Here is a 17,779-nt window from a genome sequence, read left to right on the forward strand (position 1 = left end):
CCTGATTTGGACAGACCGGGCGCACCGGGTGGGGATGGAAATACAACTGTGGCCCCACCTCCCGAGGTGGGGCCACAGCAGATGCGACGGAACTCAGTAGTCGCGAACCTTCAAGCCGGGATTGGCGGCGAGGATGTCCTTGATCGGTGTTGCGTACTGCGTCGGCGGCGCCTGTCCGAACAATGTCGCAGCCCGGGCTACCTCGCACAGCGACGAGGTGGCGACGTTGGAGGCGCTGGTGATGCCCAGTGCTCGGGTCCCGGTCACGATCGGGCCGCCGCTGTCTCCCTGGAGAACACAGATGTCGGTGGTGAACAGGTTGACCAGTTGCTTGTCTTCGACACGAGCTATCCGGTCGACGCTCGTGACGATGCCGCAGCTGTACCCCGTGGTTGAGCCGGCCTTGCATGCCGGTGCGCCGACGACGGGGTCGGCCACGCCGTCGATGTTGACCGACCGGTTGAACGGAACGCGGATGCTGTTGTTGTCGAAACGATATTTCGCGTTGTCATCGATATTGATGATCGAGTAGTCCTGCTGGTCGAACCGACTCTTCGCGAAGTAGCCGACCCGTGGTCCGGGTTGGTTGTTGACGAGAGGGAAGACTTCGCCGGCCGATTGGGTTCCGGTACCGGCACGGTTGGGGTCGCAGTGCCCGGCGCTGATGTTGACTGTGCGGCCGGATGCGTCGGTTCCGTTGAATCCGAAGGAGCACTTGTATCCGGAGTAGCCGGACATTGCGTTGTAGCCGTCGCCGCCGAGTGCAGCGTCTCCGGTTGCGGATCCGGTGGCGGGGATCAGGTCGGCGAGGATCGGCGGAACCGTGATCGGGGCCGCGGTATGGACGACTGTCGACTTCAGGAAGTCCGGCAGCGCCAGTCCGGCGGTGGTGTCGGCAGTAAGTGCGATGCCGTTTCCGACTACGTCGATAGCGATTCCGCGAACAAGATCGGCCACGCCGGCGGGCTGCGAGTCCAGCCAGTCATTGAGTGCCGATATTTCGGTGCGCAACGACGTTTCACTTTGCGCCACATCCTGGACCGTGAAGCCCGCCTTCTCGGCGACTGCTCGCGCAGCGGCCTTGTCCGGTCCGTCGGCCAATGCGACTATGGCAGCTCCGACGTCATTGAGCCAGACCCCACCGAATGCATCGGGGAACTGGACTCGCGCGATTGTGGCGAACTCGGCGAGTTTCTGTGCCAGTTCGGACCGCGACACGTACTCGGCCGGTGTCAGCGCCAGATCGTGTTGGAGTGCCTCGGCGAGTTCGACCGGCAGACGTGCAGCCTGATCGGATACGCCGGACGCAATCGGTTCGGCATTCGCAACGGCGGTAATCGGTCCGAGGAGCAGCAGCGCGGCCGAGCCGAACACTGCGGCGCGACGTGCGATGGAGCTTCGCATGAGGGCCTTTCCGCTTCATTGACCGCGCACCAACCCCCTGGCAGTACGCGGATACGGCCCGCCGGAGTGGCGAGCCGTATCGCAGTCGTCCATGACTATATGGGTTCGTCGCCACGAATCCCACCCGTTTCACCGGGTGGGTTTACGTGGATCAGTTGACCGTGCGGACCCGGATTCCGGATCCGACGCCGCCACCGGAAGCTGCGTCGGCGGCCTTCGTGATGTCGTCGACCGGGATTCCGAGGTTGGAGGTTCCACCTGATGTCGCGAGTACAAGATTCGCTTCGTTGCAGCTAGGGACGCCGCTGCTGTTGGAACCACTGGTGATGCCGAGCGCCAGGGTTCCGGTGACGATGGCGCCGCCACTGTCACCGGCAAGGGTGCATGCTGTTCCGTAAAATCCGCGAACTGTCCGTGAATCGCCGTCGGCAACAACGAGTTGGGATTCGACGTGATCGGCCGAGACAATTCCGCAGGTGAACGACGAGGTCTGACCGGACTTGCAGATGGGCGCACCGACCACGGGGCGTGCCGTTCCCGTGATTTCGAGGGTAGTGCCGCTGGCACCGCGTACGGACGGGCGATTGAGCCCGGCGTCGACACCCGCCTTGTTGAACTTGATGACGGAATAGTCGAGGGCTGCAGCGTCCCGGCCTACCGAGGACTGGGCGAAATTGCCCACCTGGACGCTGTCGTCGACGTTCGCCCGGTTGGGGAGATAAACGGGCGAGGGTGCTCCCTGTGCCGGATTGCAGTGTCCTGCACTGATATTGAGTGCATTGTTCTGATTGTCGACGGCGTTGAACCCGAAGGAGCACACCGAGATGTTATCGGTCGCAGTCTCGCGGATCGGGCCCGTCGACGTGATGTAGGTGTCGCCACCGAGTGGGCGCGAATCGACTGCACCGCCGCCGTCCGGACTGAGTCTGATCTTGGTGTTCTCGAGCAAAGTGGGCAGGTCGAGTGCCTTGCCGACGGGACTGTTGGCGACGTCGATGACTACCCGGTTGTTCAGTACGTCGATCGACGCGGAGTTGATCGCCATCGCGATGTCGCCGGGCAGTGCCGCTATCCACCCATTCGCGTCCGCCAGGGCCTTTTCGAGACTGTCGGCGGATACGGGCGCTACATGCGTACGAAAACCATCCGATGCTGCCACGCGCGCTGCTTCGGTTGTGGTGACCGCCACAACAGGCTGACCGTCGAGGCTCATCCACGAGCCGGCGTAGTCGCCTGGTCGTTCGGATTTGAAGCTTGCTGCATACGCTCCGAGCTCCTGAGCCTTGGCAGCGCGATCGAGATACTCCTGAGGGGAGATCTTCAGATCGCGGGTGATGGCTTCGACCAGTTCTGCGGGTAGCTGATCTGCAGAGAGCTGCTCGACGCGCGAATCAGGATTCGGCTCCGCTGACGCTGTAGCCGAAAACGTTGTTGCGAGCAGAAGTGCCGAGGCGCCGACCAAGGCAGTACGGATCGCCGACGAGTTACGCATGAATTCCCTTCGAGTCTCCGGCCGTGGAGCCGGATGGTACCGCCCTACCATAGGTGAAAGTGCAGACACGGAGGGAGGCGACCTAGAAGGTAGTTCGTAATACGCGCAGCTAGTTGGGCATATCGGGGCGAGGGGCAGGCTCGTCATCGGGTAGCTGCGGGCGAGGGTTGTCGTCGGTCGGCGGTGGTGTGGGATCCGGATCGGGGGTGTCGGGGGTTCCACCCGGGTTCGTGGCGTCGGGAATGGTGCCGCTGGGAATCGTGTCGCCGGGAATGACGGTGCCGGGAATGACGGTGCCGGGATAGATCAGGTCCGAAGGGTTGTGGCCCGCGCCGAAATCTCCTCGTATCGGCAACTCAGGCTTCACAACCTGAGTGCTGCTCTCTACCGTCGGGACTTGTTCGAACTCGTCGACCGGATAGCTGTCCGGTGTGGCGGTCCATTGACGTTCGGCGGGTTTGATGATCGGTGGAACCGTAGTGGCCCCGGCACCGGTCGGGAATTGAATCGGGACTTCGCGCGGAGTGACGGAAATGTTCGCCTCGTCGATTGCTTCGGTGCGTACGGCCACTGTGCCGTCATGAATTTCCGGGATCTGTGTTGCCGGGGTGTATCCGATGAAAATGGCTACCGCGCACCCCGCCGCGGTGAGTAGACCGGCAACGGACGTGGCGATGAAGAGCGGCCGTCGACTCGAGGGTGCCTCGGCAAGCTCGACCGGTCCGGCTTCGATCGGAATATCGGAAAGCTGTTCATCGGGCCCTGTTACGTTTGAATTGGCCGCGTCTGAATCAGCTACGTCTGAATGGGGAATGTCTGCCACGGGTACGGCCAAGATTGCAGCTCCGCGCGCGACACTCTCACCCGTACTTGTGTACGGATCCGAATCGCATGCATCAAGGGCATCGGATTGGTGGATCAGTTCGACATGGTCGAGATCCATGTTGTCGAGCGCGATCCGCAGTAACTCGACCGATGCGGGTGTGAAATTCCGTGGAATTGCGGCAATGACGGAGAGCGGTTGGTCGGTGAACTCGTATACTTCCTGGACCAGGCAGTACACGGCAGTGGCGACCAACTCTTCGCCGCGGGTCCGATGAGAAGGGGTTGTGGTGTCACTGTCTGAGGGAACCTTGTCGAGGAACCGTCGTACGCCCGGCGAATTGGTCTCGACTTCGCCCAACTGGACGGTGCCGTCGGGTGCATGATGCAGCACGGATTCATGTTCGATGACTACCGGTGCGGCGTCGGGCATTGCGATAACCGCAGTGCAATATGTGTTGCCGACGTAGAGTCCGACTCCCCAGTTCACAACTATTCATCCCTTAGCTACCGATTCGAAACCGCGAAAAATTCCGCCCTTGCTGAGGAAACTACCATTATCGGGGTGTTGCTGGTCGAGATCGGCAATATCTCAGCTAATAGGCGAACGTGAAGTAATCAGGGTTCGAAGGATGAGCATCAGGTCTGACCGTGACTGTGCGCCGACCTTCCGTTTGATCCGGGCAACGTGGTGTTCGACGGTCTTCGCGGAAATGTAGAGACGTTCGCCGATCTCCCGGTAAGTGAGGCCGAGGATGACAAGTTCGGCAACCTCCTGCTCGCGCTCGGTCAACATCGACGGTGGTGCGAGTGTGCCGGGGGATTCGAGCGCGTCGGTCCGGTCGACAGGCGATCCGACGAGCAGTGAGCGGGCTACGTGGAGCAGCGCAGTGGCCGATTTTGTGTCCGGTGCGCGCAGCGCCGCTTCGCCGGCCAGACGCGCGGCGTCCCACGGCAGGCCGATTCGCTTCAACCCTCGGGCAGCAGACTCGACGTCGTCGGCATCGACGGTTCCCTGCATGAGGAATAGCCATTGACTGCCGGCGTTCGCCAATCCGGCTGCGTACGTGTGGGTTTTGGCTGATTCGGCCAGGGTGCGAGCGTGGGGAAGAAGGTCTGCGGGGGACTGCGAAAGGATCGCGGCTTGGACGCCGTACCAGTGGAACGGCGAAGACCACAGCGGAGGCTCACCGAGGGTGCGGAGCAGTGAGCGGGCATCGTCGACGAGGTGCTCGATATGCTCGAATTCGTCGAGACGTACTGCCGCGAGCCATAGTTCACCGATCTGCATCAAAGTGAAGAGATCGACATTGCAAGCAGACAAGGTGTGCGCTGCGCTGGACCAGGCACGGCGTAGTTGCGCGAGGTCGCCGGACCGTCGGGCGGCGCCCACAATCAATGCCTGCAGGAAAAGGGCGTCACGTTCGCGCAGTGGGCTGGTCAGTATCTCATTCGGCAACGTCTCGAGGACTTTGTCCTGACCGCTCAGCATGGCGATCCATGCGCTGAGGATGTGATGACGTGCCCAGGTGTGGCTGTTGGCGTCGTCGATCGCGATCGCTGCATTGATGACGGCCGCAGCACTCTCGAGCGCGCCGTTGTGTAGTAGCGCCAACGTGACGAGGGCCGGAGCTGAATCAGGTTGGAATACAGAGCTGTCGGTTCCTCCCGGCAAGGCCAGAGCGCGCGACATCGTGTTGAGAGCGATCGGTGCAACTCCGGTGATCGACTGCATCAGTCCGCCGGCCAGTGTGGTTGCGCCGACGGTGATGCTCGACGGCGATCCCGTGCCGTTGGCGAGTGCAGCGGTCGCCTCGTCCAGCTGTCCGGTTCCGAGGAAAGTGATAGCGGCGAAGGCAGACTCGGCTCCGAGGCGGTCGGGACCGAGCCAGGAATACAGATCAGCGGCAGCTCGGAGTTGGCCGCAAGCTGCTGATGCACCAGCACGGATCCGCACTGCTCCAGCCAATGACGCGGTGGTGCCTTCTAAATCGGTAGGGGCATCAGTGAGGACGGAATCTGCCAGGCGGCAGGCGCTATCGAGGTTTCCGCTGCGCGCCGCAACCTGTGCGTATCGCAGTGTGTCTGCGATGCTCAGATCCTCGACCGACTGCACGCGGCGAAACAAGTCGGCGGCAGTCCCAGCTGGGGAGTTGTCGATGTTTTCGCGGAAGTAGTTGGTGAGGCCCTTGTGTCGCACACCTGAATCGAACAGTCGTGTCGCAGTGTCTAAGTCGAGAGTCCCGGCTTTGATGCGCAGATCGACGACCTTCATCATCTCTGTGCGTATTCGCCCGGCATTCGTCGATTCTGCGAGTACATCGGCGACGATCGGTGACTGTGACGCGAATAGTCCGGTGCCCACAGCTCTGTCGAATGCGACTGTGAGACTGTCTCTTTCCTGATCGAAATGGAGCTCATGCACGTCGACGTCCGATACGGCGAGTGAGATTCTCACGATGTCGCGTTCAAGTGGGGGGACCGCGGTCACCTGGTGGAGAAAATGGGCTCGCAACACCTCGGTCATATCCCGGCCGTTCGCCGGTATCGATTGGAAGTACGCTTCCAGCGCTCCGAATGAACCGGCGGACAACAGTTCAAGCTGGATCAGAGTCGTGTCGTCGATGGCGACACCACGCTCGGCAGCAAGTTTTCGGATGTCCGAACGATGTGCCGGGGTCAGGTGCAGGACCGTCCCGGTTGTCGAAATATCGGAGTGGATGGGGCCGAGGGCTGGAGTGATGCGGCCGGACGTGATCACCATCCCGATGTCTTTGCAGTGCAGCAGATTTACCAGATCCTGCAGTTCGATAGGAGACAAGGTCTGGGCGTCGTTGATCAGTACGACGCAATTGCTTGGAGGAGAATTCGGCGGGGCGAGTCCCGTCAGCGACGTGATGACAGTTCTGCCACAAGCAGTGATTCGGTTGGCCAAGGCTGCTGTCAGGTGAGGTCGAGCCGTTGCATCGTTGCCGACGACGAACAAGCGCAGGGATTGGTCGAGAACGTCGACCCGTCGGAGAAGGTCAGTGACATAAGAAGGTTCGATTTCCTGGCGCTGGTTCGGCATACCGGCCCCGATCAGCGGTTCGGTGTGACAGCGCCGACAACGCCGCCGACGAGGCCGCCGACACCTCCGAGTACTCCGCCGACCGCATTGCCGGTGCCGCCGACTACCGCGCCCAGGCCGTTGCCGATGCCGGTCGCAGCGTCGCCGACAGCATTCCCCGCACCGCCGGTCTGACCGCCTGGGGCCGGGGCCGGAGCCGGAGCCGGAGCTGGAGCTGGAGCCGGAACGGGTGCGGGAACTGGCGCCGGTACTCCGACGGGAGCGCCGGGTGCCGGTGCGGAAACTTCGGGCGCTCCGGGTGCGGGCGCGGGTGCCGGGGGAGCAGTGACTCCGCCGCCCGTTGTCACGCCGGGCTGCGAGGCCGATGATCCAGCTTGTCTGACCTGAGCGTTGCCGCCGGACCCAACGGCGTCGGAACTGCCGATCACACTGTTACCGAGGCGTTCACCAGGGGGAAGATCGGATACCGTCGAACCGGTTGGCGCAGGCATTTCGCTCGTCGTGTCTGCGGAACTGGATGGAACATTGATCTTGTCCATGGCCGTTCCGATGCCGAGTCCGCCGGCAGCCAGAACGATGAACGCGCCCACGACCGCAGCGACGACACCGACACGTGAAGAACGGCGGGTGGTCGAATTTTCCGCAATGGGTGCGGTGATCAACGGCGTCGAAAAGGCGGGAACCGGAGCCGGTGTGCGAACAGGGAGGAGTGAGACCAGTGTTGCGGCGGTCTTCGTGGCTGAGAGACGTTCGACAGCGATGATCGCGGCGCCCACGGACGCGCATGATCCCGGATCTGCGGCGGCGATTACCGGAACACGCAATTCCGATGACAATAGTTCGGCGACAAGGGGAATGGCCGAGCTTCCGCCGGTCAGTACGACGTGATTGATGTCGCTCGACTCGACGCCGGCGCAGCGCAGGCTCTCCCTCACCAGTGCCACTGATTCAGTGAGCGCGGGCCGGATCAAATCCTCGAGTTCCGATCGGACCAGGCGAATATCCTGGGATTTTCCGGGAAGCTCTACGTGGACAACGGTTTCGGTATCCGTCGACAGCTGTTCCTTTGCCTGACGTGCCCGCGTGCGCAAAACCTCGAGAGCTGAGATTGTTTGGGGGGCAAAGGGGTCGAGTGTTCGGAAATGGTCGGCGACTGCGCCGAGGAGGTGCACGGTGACGGCGTGGTCGAATTCGTCTCCACCGATGTCTGCGCTGCGGAGAGGCTTACCGAAGACGGTGCTTCGTCCGTCAGCAGTGGACATCATGGTGACGTCGAGCGAACAACCGCCGAGGTCGTAGATCACGGTGAGTCCGTCCGGTACTGCATTTCCGGAATTGCGAAGCCATGTCATAACGGCTTCGGGTTCGGAGACAAAACTCGCTCCGCGGATGCCTTTGGCGTCCAACGCCGATTCCAGCGTGAGGGTCGTGTGGCGATTCCAACTCACGGGATGGGCAACGACAACGCTTTCGAAGGCTTCGCCGTCACCTCCAGCGGAGTCGACAAGGCGGCTGATCGCTGACGCTGTGAGGTCCTCGCCGCGGTGCTCACTGCCGTCGGCGGCAAGAATGGCGACCGAGTCGCCGACACGGTCGACAAATCCGGTAATCATTGCGCCGTCGGCTGTGTCTACTGCACTTGAGCAGTGCACCGGTTCGCGTGTGTTTCCGGCCGAATCCGCGGTGACCGCTACCAGAGTGGCAGAACCGATGCCGATGCCGAGTCCTGCCGTCGTAAGTGAACTCGCCTGGTCGTGGTCCATGAACGAACTCCCCTGATCGCGGGCGACAGATTAGACAGATGAACTGTCGCGGTTGTCTGCGATGTCGGTTTCGTGACCAATTTTGTTACCGGGTTGGCGGTGTTTTCACGAAGTAGGGGGCGGATCCCCTAACCGGGCCGAATCCCCTAACGCGGCCGACGATTGACTATGGGGGATATCCCCGCCGGCCCCTCGGAAGGAGGGGGATGCACCCCGTTGGCCCCGTGATCGGAAGTTCGTAGCGTTGATTCCAATCGCTCCACCTATCAGCGCACCAGTCGCCGAACTTTCAGGAGAAATGTCATGGCAACAAACGCCGTACTCGAATTCATCCTCGGGCTTCTTCGTGACGACGAGGCCGCCGCCAACTACTGCGCAAACCCGTCTGCTGCGCTCAACGCTGCAGGCTTGTGCGATGTGAGCCATGCAGACATCGTTGCCGTTGCTCCCTTGGTCGCCGAGTCCGGTCTCTTTGTCGGCGGCGCCGCAGGCCTGTCCACGATCGTCAATGCCGGTTCCGCTGCTGCCGGAGCACTCGGCGGCGGTTTCGGTATCGGCGGCGGACTTGCCGGTGGTCTCGGTGGAGGCCTCGGCAGTCTGGGTCTCGGCGCCGGCGCCGGATTGGGAGTCGGCGGGTCGTTCGGCGGACAGTTCGACTTCGTCGGCGATTTTGCGGGCGCGCTCAGCGCGGCTCTCGCTATCGGCGGCGATATCAGTGCAGATCTCGGAGCGGCATTCGGTGCCGTGATCGATGCAGGGCTGGGGCTGGGCGGCGCGCTCGACCTTTCAGGAGCTCTGGATCTGGGTACTGCGCTCAGCGCAGCACTGGGAGTGAGCGGCGGACTCACTACGGAGTTGGGGGCCGCTCTCGATGCGGCAATCAACGCAGCCGGCGGCTTGGACTTGAGCGCGGGCCTCAGTGGCGCTCTCGCGCCGGTCTTTGCGATCGGCGGAGACCTCGGCGCTGATCTGGGACTGGCACTCGGCGGTCTCCTCGGTGCCGGCGCAGACCTGAACGGACTCCTTGCCATCGGCGGCGAGCTCGGTGCGAACCTGGCCGGTGCCCTGGAATCTGCCGTGGCACTCGGTGGCAGTCTCGATCTAGCCGGCTCTCTGACCGCTGATCTCAGCACTGCACTGTCCGGTGCGCTCAGTGCCGGCGGAACAATCGGAGCCGACCTCGGTGCGTCGCTCGGCGGCGTTCTCGGAGCTCTCACCGACGTGAGCGCACTGACCGACATTGCCGGCAGCCTTGATCTGAGTGCAGCCCTGAGCGGCGCTCTCGGCAGTGCCCTCGGGGTTGGTGGCAGCCTCGAAACCACCCTCGCCGGTGCGCTCGACACGGCCCTCGGCCTCGGCGGCGGTGTCGACCTGGACGCAGTTCTGGGTGGCAGCGCAGACCTCGGTGCCCAACTCAGTGCCGCTCTGTCTGGCGCTTTGGGTGCGGGTGGTTCGGTGGGTACGGACCTGGGCGGCGCACTCGGCGGGATGCTGGGCAGCTCGCTGGACGTCAACGGAAGTTTGGGCGCAGACCTCACCGCAGCCTTGGCCGGCGGAGCGAATCTGTCGACAGCACTGGAAGGTGTTCTGGGCTCTGCACTTGGTGCCGACGCCGGACTCGCCGGTGGGTTCGGCGGTGCGCTGGACGCAGCGCTCGGCGGTGCCCTGGATACAGCGCTCGGCGGCACCGGCAGCCTCGGTTCGATCGGATCCATCGACACGGATCTCGGAGCTGTGCTGGGAGGTGCAGGCTCGCTCGGAACGTCGCTGGACGCCATGCTCGGTGCACAGGGATCACTGGGCGGTGCGCTTGATGCAGCCCTGAACACCGGTGGAATCGGCACCGGTTCCATTGGCGCAGACCTGCCCAACGTCGATTTCGGCTCCGTAAACGTGGGCTCGATCGCAGCTGATCTCCCGTCCGTGGACTTCGGCAGCATCGGCGTCGACGGACTGAGCTTCGGTTCGGTGACCGGAGATCTGGGAGCCTCGACAGTCGCGGACGCGGGATTGGCATCAACAGCAGGACTCGACGCGGCGACACACGTGGTGGCCGGTCTGGGTAGCTCGGTCGGGGGCGCTGTCGATGGGGGCAGCGCCGCTGACTTGGGCGGATCTCTCAGCGGTGCGGCCAGCGCAATGTCCGGTCTGACCAGCTCGTTGAGCGGTGCCCTGAACCCGTGGACGTCGATTGATGCTGCCGACGCGTTCGGAACGGGATCGAGTAGTTCGATGGGGGCCGACTCTTCGCATTCGCTGTTTGCCGGAGATTCGATCACGGCACCGGTCGAGCACATTGACCCCGTCGCGATCATCGATCATCTGCAGCCCTGATCAGCGGGGAACATAGTTGGTCAATACGACCTGATGTAACAAATCCGGCCCTGCGCGCGTTATGCGTGCAGGGCCGAATATTCGAGTCGGGAAGAATTGCGGGTCAACGTAGCTCATGGGTACTTCAGCGGGTCAGGTAAGCATTCGGAAAGCGCGCGGCGTTTCGGCGACGGCGACATTGCTCGATCGAACAGTGGCAGTCGCAAAGGATTTCGGACGCTCCGATCTAGTGCGACGACTCGAGAATGCGCAAGTGCGAGTCAGTGATCCGCGTATTCGCATCGTGGTCGTCGGCCCCCTCAAACAGGGCAAGAGCCAGTTCGTCAATTCATTGCTCGGCATCGACGTGTGCTCGGTGGGTGACGACGAGACTACTGCTGTGGCCACCGTCGTCCAGTACGCGGAAACGGCGGGCGCCGAACTGATCCTCGCCGACCCCGGCGGTGCGCCTATTCGTGTGCCGCTGCCACTGGACGAACTGATGGGAATCACGCCGGCCACCGTGAGAGCTGAAGGGCGCGAGGTTCTTCGCGTGGAGGTCGGCGTTCCCAGCCCGCTGTTGGCGGATGGACTGGTCCTTATCGACACCCCCGGTGTGGGTGGTCACGGAAATCCTCATGCTGCAGGAACATTGGGTCTGATCACGGCCGCCGACGCGGTACTGATTCTCTCGGATTCGAGCCAGGAGTTCACCGAGCCCGAAGTGGGATTCATCCGTCAGGTGATGAACCTGTGCCCGGCTGTTGCGGGTTTGATCAGCAAGACGGACCTGTACCCGCATTGGCGTCGGATTCTCGACGCCGATCGCGGACACCTGCAGCGAGCGGGCCTCGACCTGCCCCTCATCCCGATCTCGTCGGTTCTCCGCTCTCACGCATTGCGCTTGGGGGACAAGGAACTGGAGGCAGAATCCGGATTCATGGATCTCTATAAGTTCTTGCGCGACAACGTGGTTGCTCGGGCAGAAACGAATACCCGCCGCGCCGTCGCAATGGATGTGAGATCCGCTGCAGCGCACCTGTCATTGGAAATGGGCAGTGAGCTTGCGGCACTGAAGGATCCGGCTACCGCCGCTGCAGCAGTGGCCGGACTTCACCGAGCGAGGGCAGCAGCCGAGGAACTCCACAAAAAGACGTCACTGTGGCAGCAGAGCCTCGGCGACGGTATTGCCGACCTTGCGGCAGATATCGACCACGATCTTCGGGATCGTCTGCGCCGAGTTACACGGCAGGCGGAAGAGACGGTGGACGAGGGCGACCCGGGCAAGGACTGGGACGTGGTGGGCGAGTGGCTCGAACAGGAGATCGCCACTGCGATCGGGGACAACTTCGTGTGGGCTCACGATCGGGCCCTCTGGTTGGCAGAGGTTGTGGCGCAACACTTTGCCGATACCGGTGAAGTGGCGCTCCCGCACCTCGATGTTGCCGACACGGACGAATTTCTGGAGCCCGTCGGTGCGTTGTCCGATCTCGAGTCGGGCCGCATCGGCATCACGCAGAAGGTGCTGGTGGGCATGCGCGGCTCGTACGGCGGCGTGCTGATGTTCGGTCTGATCACCACGATGATGGGCATGGCGCTGGTCAATCCGATCTCGATCGGCGCTGGGGTCCTGTTGGGCACCAAGGCTTATCGTGAGGACAAGCAGGCACAGGTGGTCAAGCGTCGGGCCGAGGCCAAAAATGCGATTCGCCGGTTCGCCGACGACGTCAGCTTTCAGGTCGGCAAGGAATCGAAAGACAGATTGCGATTGGTGCAGCGACTTCTGCGAGATCACTTCACCGATATCGCTGAGCAGGCACTGCGATCGATCAACGAATCGCTTCGGGCAACGCAGGAAGCGACCCAATTGGAATCGAGTCAACATGCCACGCGAATCAGGCAATTGGAGACAGACATGCGCGTCGTAGCCGAATTAGATTCGCTTGCCGCAACATTGACAGATGCGGGTAAACAGAACGTGGCGGTCGAAGCATGAACGCACTCACTGCTGCGGAGTCTGTGCATACTCTGATCTCGCAGGCCCGAGAACTGTACGCGGACCAACCTCAGACACGCAGTCAACTGGAAGTGTGTGCGGCCAGACTTGACGAGCCTCTGCGAGTGGCATTGGCAGGTTCTTTGAAGGCCGGCAAGTCGACTCTTCTCAATTCACTTGTCGGGCAAGATATCGCACCCACAGATGCGACGGAATGTACTCGTGTTGTCACGTGGTATCGCAACGGCACCACGCCACAGGTGACGGCGACGGCCGAAGACGGTGACACTTTCAACGTCCCGGTGACACGGCGCGAAGGCAGACTCACCTTCGATCTGGGGGAACGCACGGCTGACTCCGTCGATCGCATCGATGTCGACTGGCCGTCGTCGGCCCTGGTTCGTACGACGATCATCGACACTCCGGGAACGTCGTCGTTGTCGACCGAGGTGTCGGCTCGAACCTGGAACATGCTTGTACCCGAAGGCGGTGCACCCGGCGCAGATGCCGTCGTTTATCTGTTGCGGGCGTTGAATGCGAGCGACATGCAGTTCCTCGGGCGGATCGCCGATCATGTCGGGGGCGAATCCGGACCGCTCGGAGTGGTCGGCGTGCTGTCTCGCGCCGACGAGGTGGGCGCCGGACGGATGGACGCATTGACGTCCGCCAAGGATGTTGCTGCCCGGTTCGCCGAGGAACTCGAACGCACCGGATTGTGTCAGTCGGTTGTGCCCGTGGCGGGATTGCTGGCGCTGGCGGCGCGGACAATGAGGCAGAGCGAGTTCGCGGCACTCTCTGCGCTTGCCGAGGTCCCTGCCGACGATCTCGGTCTCGCGCTCCTGTCCGCGGATCGCTTTGCCAAGGCGGACAGTCCGCTACCCGTCGACGCCGCGATGCGGGCGCAACTTGCAGATCGATTCGGTCTGTTCGGCATTCGGCTCGCGGTGACGTCGATTAAGTTGGGCGCCAAGGACTCTCCGACTTTGGCAGCAGAGTTGCTCGAACGTAGTGGGCTCGAGGAGTTGCGTCAGGTGATCGACGTCCAGTTCGGGCAACGGGCCGATCAACTCAAGGCACACACGGCCTTGGTGACGCTGGTGCGAATCCTCGAGAGCAATCCACTCGCGGGTTCGGATTCGGTCGCGGGTTCGGATTCGGTTGTGGAAGCGGCGCAGGGCTTGCTTGCCGACGTCCACGGTTTCCACGAATTGCGACTGCTGGGACGGCTTCGTTCTGTGCATACCGACTTGCCCTCGGAAGAGTTGGCGCAGTTGCAGCGACTGATCGGCGGCTACGGAATCAGGGCGAACGATCGCCTGGGTTCCGAACCGAATGGATGCGTCGAGGACCAGCGAGCGAAAGCCGTCAGTGCAGCGCGCCATTGGCGTGAATTGTCGACGCACCCGCTCTTCGATCGCTTCACTGCCCGCGCTTGTCTGGTTGCGGCGCGTAGTGCCGAGGGGATTTTGGCTGAAATCGTGGCCGAATAGATCGCCGTTCAGCCTGCGCGACCTTGCCGACGGCTCTATGTTGAGACCGGAATGATCCGGACAGAACGCCCCGGTTCGGATTCAGCCTCGAGGGGAGAACCCGCATGGCGAATGACATCAAGTCGAAGTCACCGGAGCGAGCGACGTATGTTCTGGGCACACTCATCCTGGTTGCGGCGGTAGCCAACCTCAACCTCTCGGTCGCCAATGTGGCACTTCCCGACATCGGACGAGCATTCGACGCGAGTCAGACGCAACTGAACTTGATTGCCGTCGGCTATTCCCTGGGTCTGGCCGGCACGGTGCTCTATCTCGGAGCTGTCGGCGACCGGTACGGGCGCAAGATGCTGCTGGTCGCCGGTATGGCGCTGTCGATACCGGCATCACTGGTCGCTGGATTCTCCGGCAGCTTCGAGGTGTTGTTCGCAGCCCGAATCGTGGGCGGTATTTCTGCTGGTCTCGCATTTCCGACGACGCTGGCGATAATCACGGCCTTGTGGGCAGGCCCGGCTCGGACCAAAGCGATTGCCTTATGGTCCGCGATCGGTGGCGCGATTTCGGCATTGGGCCCGATCGTGTCGGGGGCTCTGCTCGAGAAATCTCACTGGGGTTCGGTCTTCTTCGTGACGCTCCCGTTGGCGCTTCTTGCTTTGGTCTGCGCGCTGGTGTTGGTGCCCGCGCACGTCAACGAGACGACGGATCCTGTCGATCACCTCGGTGGCATAGTGTCCATCGTTTTCATCGGGGCACTGATTTTGTCTATCAACTTCGCGCCGGTCAAGGGTTCCGGCACTCTGGCACTGGTTTTGGGAGCCATTGCGCTGGTCGCCGGTATCGGGTTCTTCCTGCAACAGAAACGAGCCGTCAATCCACTGTTCGATCTACCAGTGGCTGCTCGCCCGACGTTCTGGGTCGCAGCCGTGGGCGGGTTGGTCGTCTTCGGTTCGCTGATGGGCGCGATGTTCATCGGTCAGCAGTTCCTGCAGAACGTACTCGGCTACTCGACGCTCGCTGCCGGTGCAGCCATCATCCCCGCTGCCATCGCGATGGTCATTGTTGCGCCTCGGTCGGCAACGATGATCGAAAGACATGGCGCGCGAGCAACACTGCTGTCCGGCTACCTGTTCGTTGTTCTCGGACTCGTTGTGGCGCTGACCATGTGGAACGAGAGCACACAGTACTGGCAGGTGGCGCTGGCCTATGCCCTGGTCGGCATCGGTGTCGGTCTGGCGGGTACCCCGGCATCGCGTTCACTCACCGGATCAGTTCCGGTTTCCCGGGCCGGTATGGCGTCGGGAACCTCTGACCTTCAACGTGATCTGGGTGGGGCGATCATGCAGTCGATTCTCGGCGGAATCCTCACCGCCGGTTACGCGAAATCGCTGGGAGCATCGATAGCGTCGTCCCCCGACGCCTCGCAGATCACCCCCGAGACGCAGTCGGCTCTGACCAAGTCGTTCTCCAGCGCGGAAGTTCTCGCGGAACGATATCCGCAATATTCCGAGCAGATCATGTCGGCCGCGAAACATGCTTTCCTGGACGGTGATACGAAGGCATACATCGCCGCAATCATCGTGGTGTGCGCCGGCGCTGTGGTGGTGACGTTCTTCTATCCCCATCGAGAGAGGGAACGTGAACTCATGGCGGAGTACGCTGCCGACTCGGACCTTCTGGAGAAGAAATCCTGAATCACTCGAGAGCTGCGATCATCGCCGCCACGTCCGCCGGGTCCTGAGTGTAACCCGGGAAATAGCAACATACCTCGTCGGCATGCTCGCCGAACCTGCGACGAATCTCGGTAGCGCACTCTTCGGGAGTTCCGACAACGGCGAGTGTCGCCAGCATGGGATCCGTTATGAGAGAAGTCATTTCGGCGTAGCCGCCTCGTTTGGAGAGTGCATTGAGTTCGATTTGAACATCACCCCAGCCTTCGATGTCGAGTACCGGCCGATAGGCGGGGGTCGAACCGTAGAAGGAGAGCAGGCTCCGGACACCGCGTGCTGCCGCGTCGAGCTGGTCGGCGCTACGGCCAACCCCGACGATAATCTGCGGAATGATGGCGAATTCGTTTCGTGCCCGACCGGATTCGCGTAATCCCGCATCAACGGCGGGGAGTGTTCGTTCGAGGAAATGTCGCTCGGTGTGGAATGGCATGACCAGTAGTCCGTCGGCTACTTCCGCCGCGGTGCGCGTCATGATCGGTCCGAGAGCGCCCATCAGAATCGGTGGTGGACCGTAGGGATTGGGGCCGGGATCGAAGGTCGGCGGCATCAACGTGTGGGTGAAGAACTCGCCGCGAAAGTTCAACGGTGTGGTGTTCTCCCACGCATCAAGGATTGCCTTGATCGCGGAGACTGTTTCCTTCATTCGTGCAGCGGGCCGTGACCACGTTGCGCTGTAACGCTTTTCGATGTGCGGCTTGATCTGTGAGCCGAGCCCGAGGCGGAATCGGCCACGGCTGAGAAGCTGGAGATCGTTTGCGGAATTGGCCAAGTGCATGGGACTGCGCGGAAATGCGATGGCGACGTTGGTCATCAGATCGAGGTCCACCGACGAGGCTGCTTCGACGAGGGGGAAGAACACGTCGTGCTGGCCCTCGAAGGTGAACAGGCCGGCGGCGCCGGTTTCGGCGAGTTCGAGGCTGCGGGCCGCGCCGGCCCCGGGCGAGGAGTCGAGTTGAACGTGAACCTTCATCGGCGCACGCGCAGCCAGGTGCTGACGCTGGGGGCGAAGGGGGCAATTGCTGCGACGGCAACGAGGGCGCAGTAGAGAAGGGGTGCCCATTTCAATACGCCGCCGCCGATGCCGTCGGCGGCGGACGTCAAGGACATGAAGCCGAGTCCGGCCGCGATACTGACGACGCCGACGATTGCCGTCAGGACGCGTCCGGCATTTTTTCGGGCGCGCAGGAGTTGCAGGCTCAGGAGGGCTAGTAGCGCCAGGACGAGTGCGCCGCCGCCGCTACCGGCAAGCACGACGGTGACGGCGTCGGCGATGTCGGTGGGTGAGTATCCCGGGTTGTCTTGGGCCGTCGAAGCCTCGAGGGTTGCGCGGACGTCGGTCAGGCTCGAGACGATGACTCCGGCAATTCCGGCGAGCACAACAAACGAACCTGTCCAGGCCGCCGCCGATACGAGCACTGCCCTCGGCGTCTGATCGCTCGGAGCGGTGTGCAAGGGGCGGATCACAACCTCGGGCCGCGGTGGCGCGGGGCGAGACGGAGGGGTCAGCGATATGTCGGGATCGGTCACCGGCCGATCGTAGCGATCCGGAGCGCTTTCGAGTGATGTGGCACACTTTTCCGGCTTTTCGGGGAAGGTGGGAACAAATTTACGTGGGCTGTAGTTGACCATTTCGACAAGCTTGAGCGCCCTCGGCTCAACTTCAAGTTGACTCACGGCCTCGGTCGGAGGCAAACTTGAGCGGAGG

Annotated in this window: 11 protein-coding genes; 4 read left to right on the plus strand and 7 right to left on the minus strand. The window is 62.4% G+C overall.

Annotation, left to right across the window (positions count from 1 at the left end; genetic code table 11):
* Positions 1-93: 93 nt before the first annotated feature.
* The 5 genes from MTX36_RS01670 to MTX36_RS01690 all read right to left on the minus strand — a co-directional run bounded on the left by MTX36_RS01670 (position 94) and on the right by MTX36_RS01690 (position 8,551).
* Entirely contained in the window at positions 94-1,404 is a 1,311-nt protein-coding gene (locus tag MTX36_RS01670) for a S1 family peptidase (RefSeq protein WP_243618019.1), read from the minus strand.
* A gap of 151 nt (positions 1,405-1,555) precedes the next feature.
* The gene (locus tag MTX36_RS01675; protein ID WP_243618020.1) at positions 1,556-2,896 is read right to left on the minus strand and encodes a S1 family peptidase; all 1,341 of its coding nucleotides are present in this window, start codon (positions 2,894-2,896) and stop codon (positions 1,556-1,558) included.
* A 109-nt stretch (positions 2,897-3,005) separates the two neighbouring features.
* Complete coding sequence (locus MTX36_RS01680) at positions 3,006-4,208, minus strand: hypothetical protein (protein WP_243618021.1); 1,203 nt, start codon at positions 4,206-4,208, stop codon at positions 3,006-3,008.
* Between the two features lie 102 nt (positions 4,209-4,310).
* Positions 4,311-6,788 (minus strand): helix-turn-helix transcriptional regulator, encoded by a 2,478-nt coding sequence (locus MTX36_RS01685; RefSeq protein WP_243618022.1) that lies wholly within the window; start codon positions 6,786-6,788, stop codon positions 4,311-4,313.
* Positions 6,789-6,799: 11 nt separating this feature from the next.
* Entirely contained in the window at positions 6,800-8,551 is a 1,752-nt protein-coding gene (locus tag MTX36_RS01690; protein WP_243618023.1) for an Hsp70 family protein, read from the minus strand.
* Between the two features lie 303 nt (positions 8,552-8,854).
* On the opposite strand from MTX36_RS01690, the gene MTX36_RS01695 reads away from it, so the two are divergent.
* The 4 genes from MTX36_RS01695 to MTX36_RS01710 all read left to right on the plus strand — a co-directional run bounded on the left by MTX36_RS01695 (position 8,855) and on the right by MTX36_RS01710 (position 16,038).
* Positions 8,855-10,885 carry an IniB N-terminal domain-containing protein gene (locus tag MTX36_RS01695; protein ID WP_243618024.1) on the plus strand — a complete coding sequence of 677 codons (2,031 nt, stop codon included), beginning with the start codon at positions 8,855-8,857 and terminating at the stop codon, positions 10,883-10,885.
* Between the two features lie 115 nt (positions 10,886-11,000).
* Positions 11,001-12,860, plus strand: a complete 1,860-nt coding sequence (locus MTX36_RS01700) for a dynamin family protein (RefSeq protein WP_243618025.1) — start codon at positions 11,001-11,003, stop codon at positions 12,858-12,860.
* Positions 12,857-14,350 (plus strand): dynamin family protein, encoded by a 1,494-nt coding sequence (locus MTX36_RS01705; protein WP_243618026.1) that lies wholly within the window; start codon positions 12,857-12,859, stop codon positions 14,348-14,350. The genes MTX36_RS01700 and MTX36_RS01705 overlap by 4 nt, the downstream gene beginning before the upstream one ends.
* Positions 14,351-14,454: 104 nt before the next feature.
* Positions 14,455-16,038 (plus strand): MFS transporter, encoded by a 1,584-nt coding sequence (locus tag MTX36_RS01710; protein ID WP_243618027.1) that lies wholly within the window; start codon positions 14,455-14,457, stop codon positions 16,036-16,038.
* Between the two features lies 1 nt (position 16,039).
* Here MTX36_RS01710 and MTX36_RS01715 read toward each other — a convergent pair whose 3' ends face one another.
* Complete coding sequence (locus MTX36_RS01715; protein ID WP_243618028.1) at positions 16,040-17,044, minus strand: TIGR03617 family F420-dependent LLM class oxidoreductase; 1,005 nt, start codon at positions 17,042-17,044, stop codon at positions 16,040-16,042.
* Complete coding sequence (locus MTX36_RS01720) at positions 17,041-17,748, minus strand: hypothetical protein (RefSeq protein ID WP_243618029.1); 708 nt, start codon at positions 17,746-17,748, stop codon at positions 17,041-17,043. Before MTX36_RS01720 ends, MTX36_RS01715 begins: the two co-directional genes overlap by 4 nt.
* Between the last annotated feature and the right edge of the window lie 31 nt (positions 17,749-17,779).

This window comes from Rhodococcus sp. ARC_M6, from assembly GCF_022810305.1.
GTDB lineage: Bacteria > Actinomycetota > Actinomycetes > Mycobacteriales > Mycobacteriaceae > Rhodococcus_F.

What these genes read in the sequence shown, in the direction of transcription:
- MTX36_RS01705 (WP_243618026.1), top strand. Translation starts at nt 12,857, where the DNA reads ATGAACGCACTCACTGCTGCGGAGTCTGTGCATACTCTGATCTCGCAG.
- MTX36_RS01695 (WP_243618024.1), top strand. Translation starts at nt 8,855, where the DNA reads ATGGCAACAAACGCCGTACTCGAATTCATCCTCGGGCTTCTTCGTGAC.
- MTX36_RS01690 (WP_243618023.1), bottom strand. Translation starts at nt 8,551, where the DNA reads ATGGACCACGACCAGGCGAGTTCACTTACGACGGCAGGACTCGGCATC.
- MTX36_RS01710 (WP_243618027.1), top strand. Translation starts at nt 14,455, where the DNA reads ATGGCGAATGACATCAAGTCGAAGTCACCGGAGCGAGCGACGTATGTT.
- MTX36_RS01670 (WP_243618019.1), bottom strand. Translation starts at nt 1,404, where the DNA reads ATGCGAAGCTCCATCGCACGTCGCGCCGCAGTGTTCGGCTCGGCCGCG.
- MTX36_RS01700 (WP_243618025.1), top strand. Translation starts at nt 11,001, where the DNA reads ATGGGTACTTCAGCGGGTCAGGTAAGCATTCGGAAAGCGCGCGGCGTT.
- MTX36_RS01685 (WP_243618022.1), bottom strand. Translation starts at nt 6,788, where the DNA reads ATGCCGAACCAGCGCCAGGAAATCGAACCTTCTTATGTCACTGACCTT.
- MTX36_RS01715 (WP_243618028.1), bottom strand. Translation starts at nt 17,044, where the DNA reads ATGAAGGTTCACGTTCAACTCGACTCCTCGCCCGGGGCCGGCGCGGCC.
- MTX36_RS01675 (WP_243618020.1), bottom strand. Translation starts at nt 2,896, where the DNA reads ATGCGTAACTCGTCGGCGATCCGTACTGCCTTGGTCGGCGCCTCGGCA.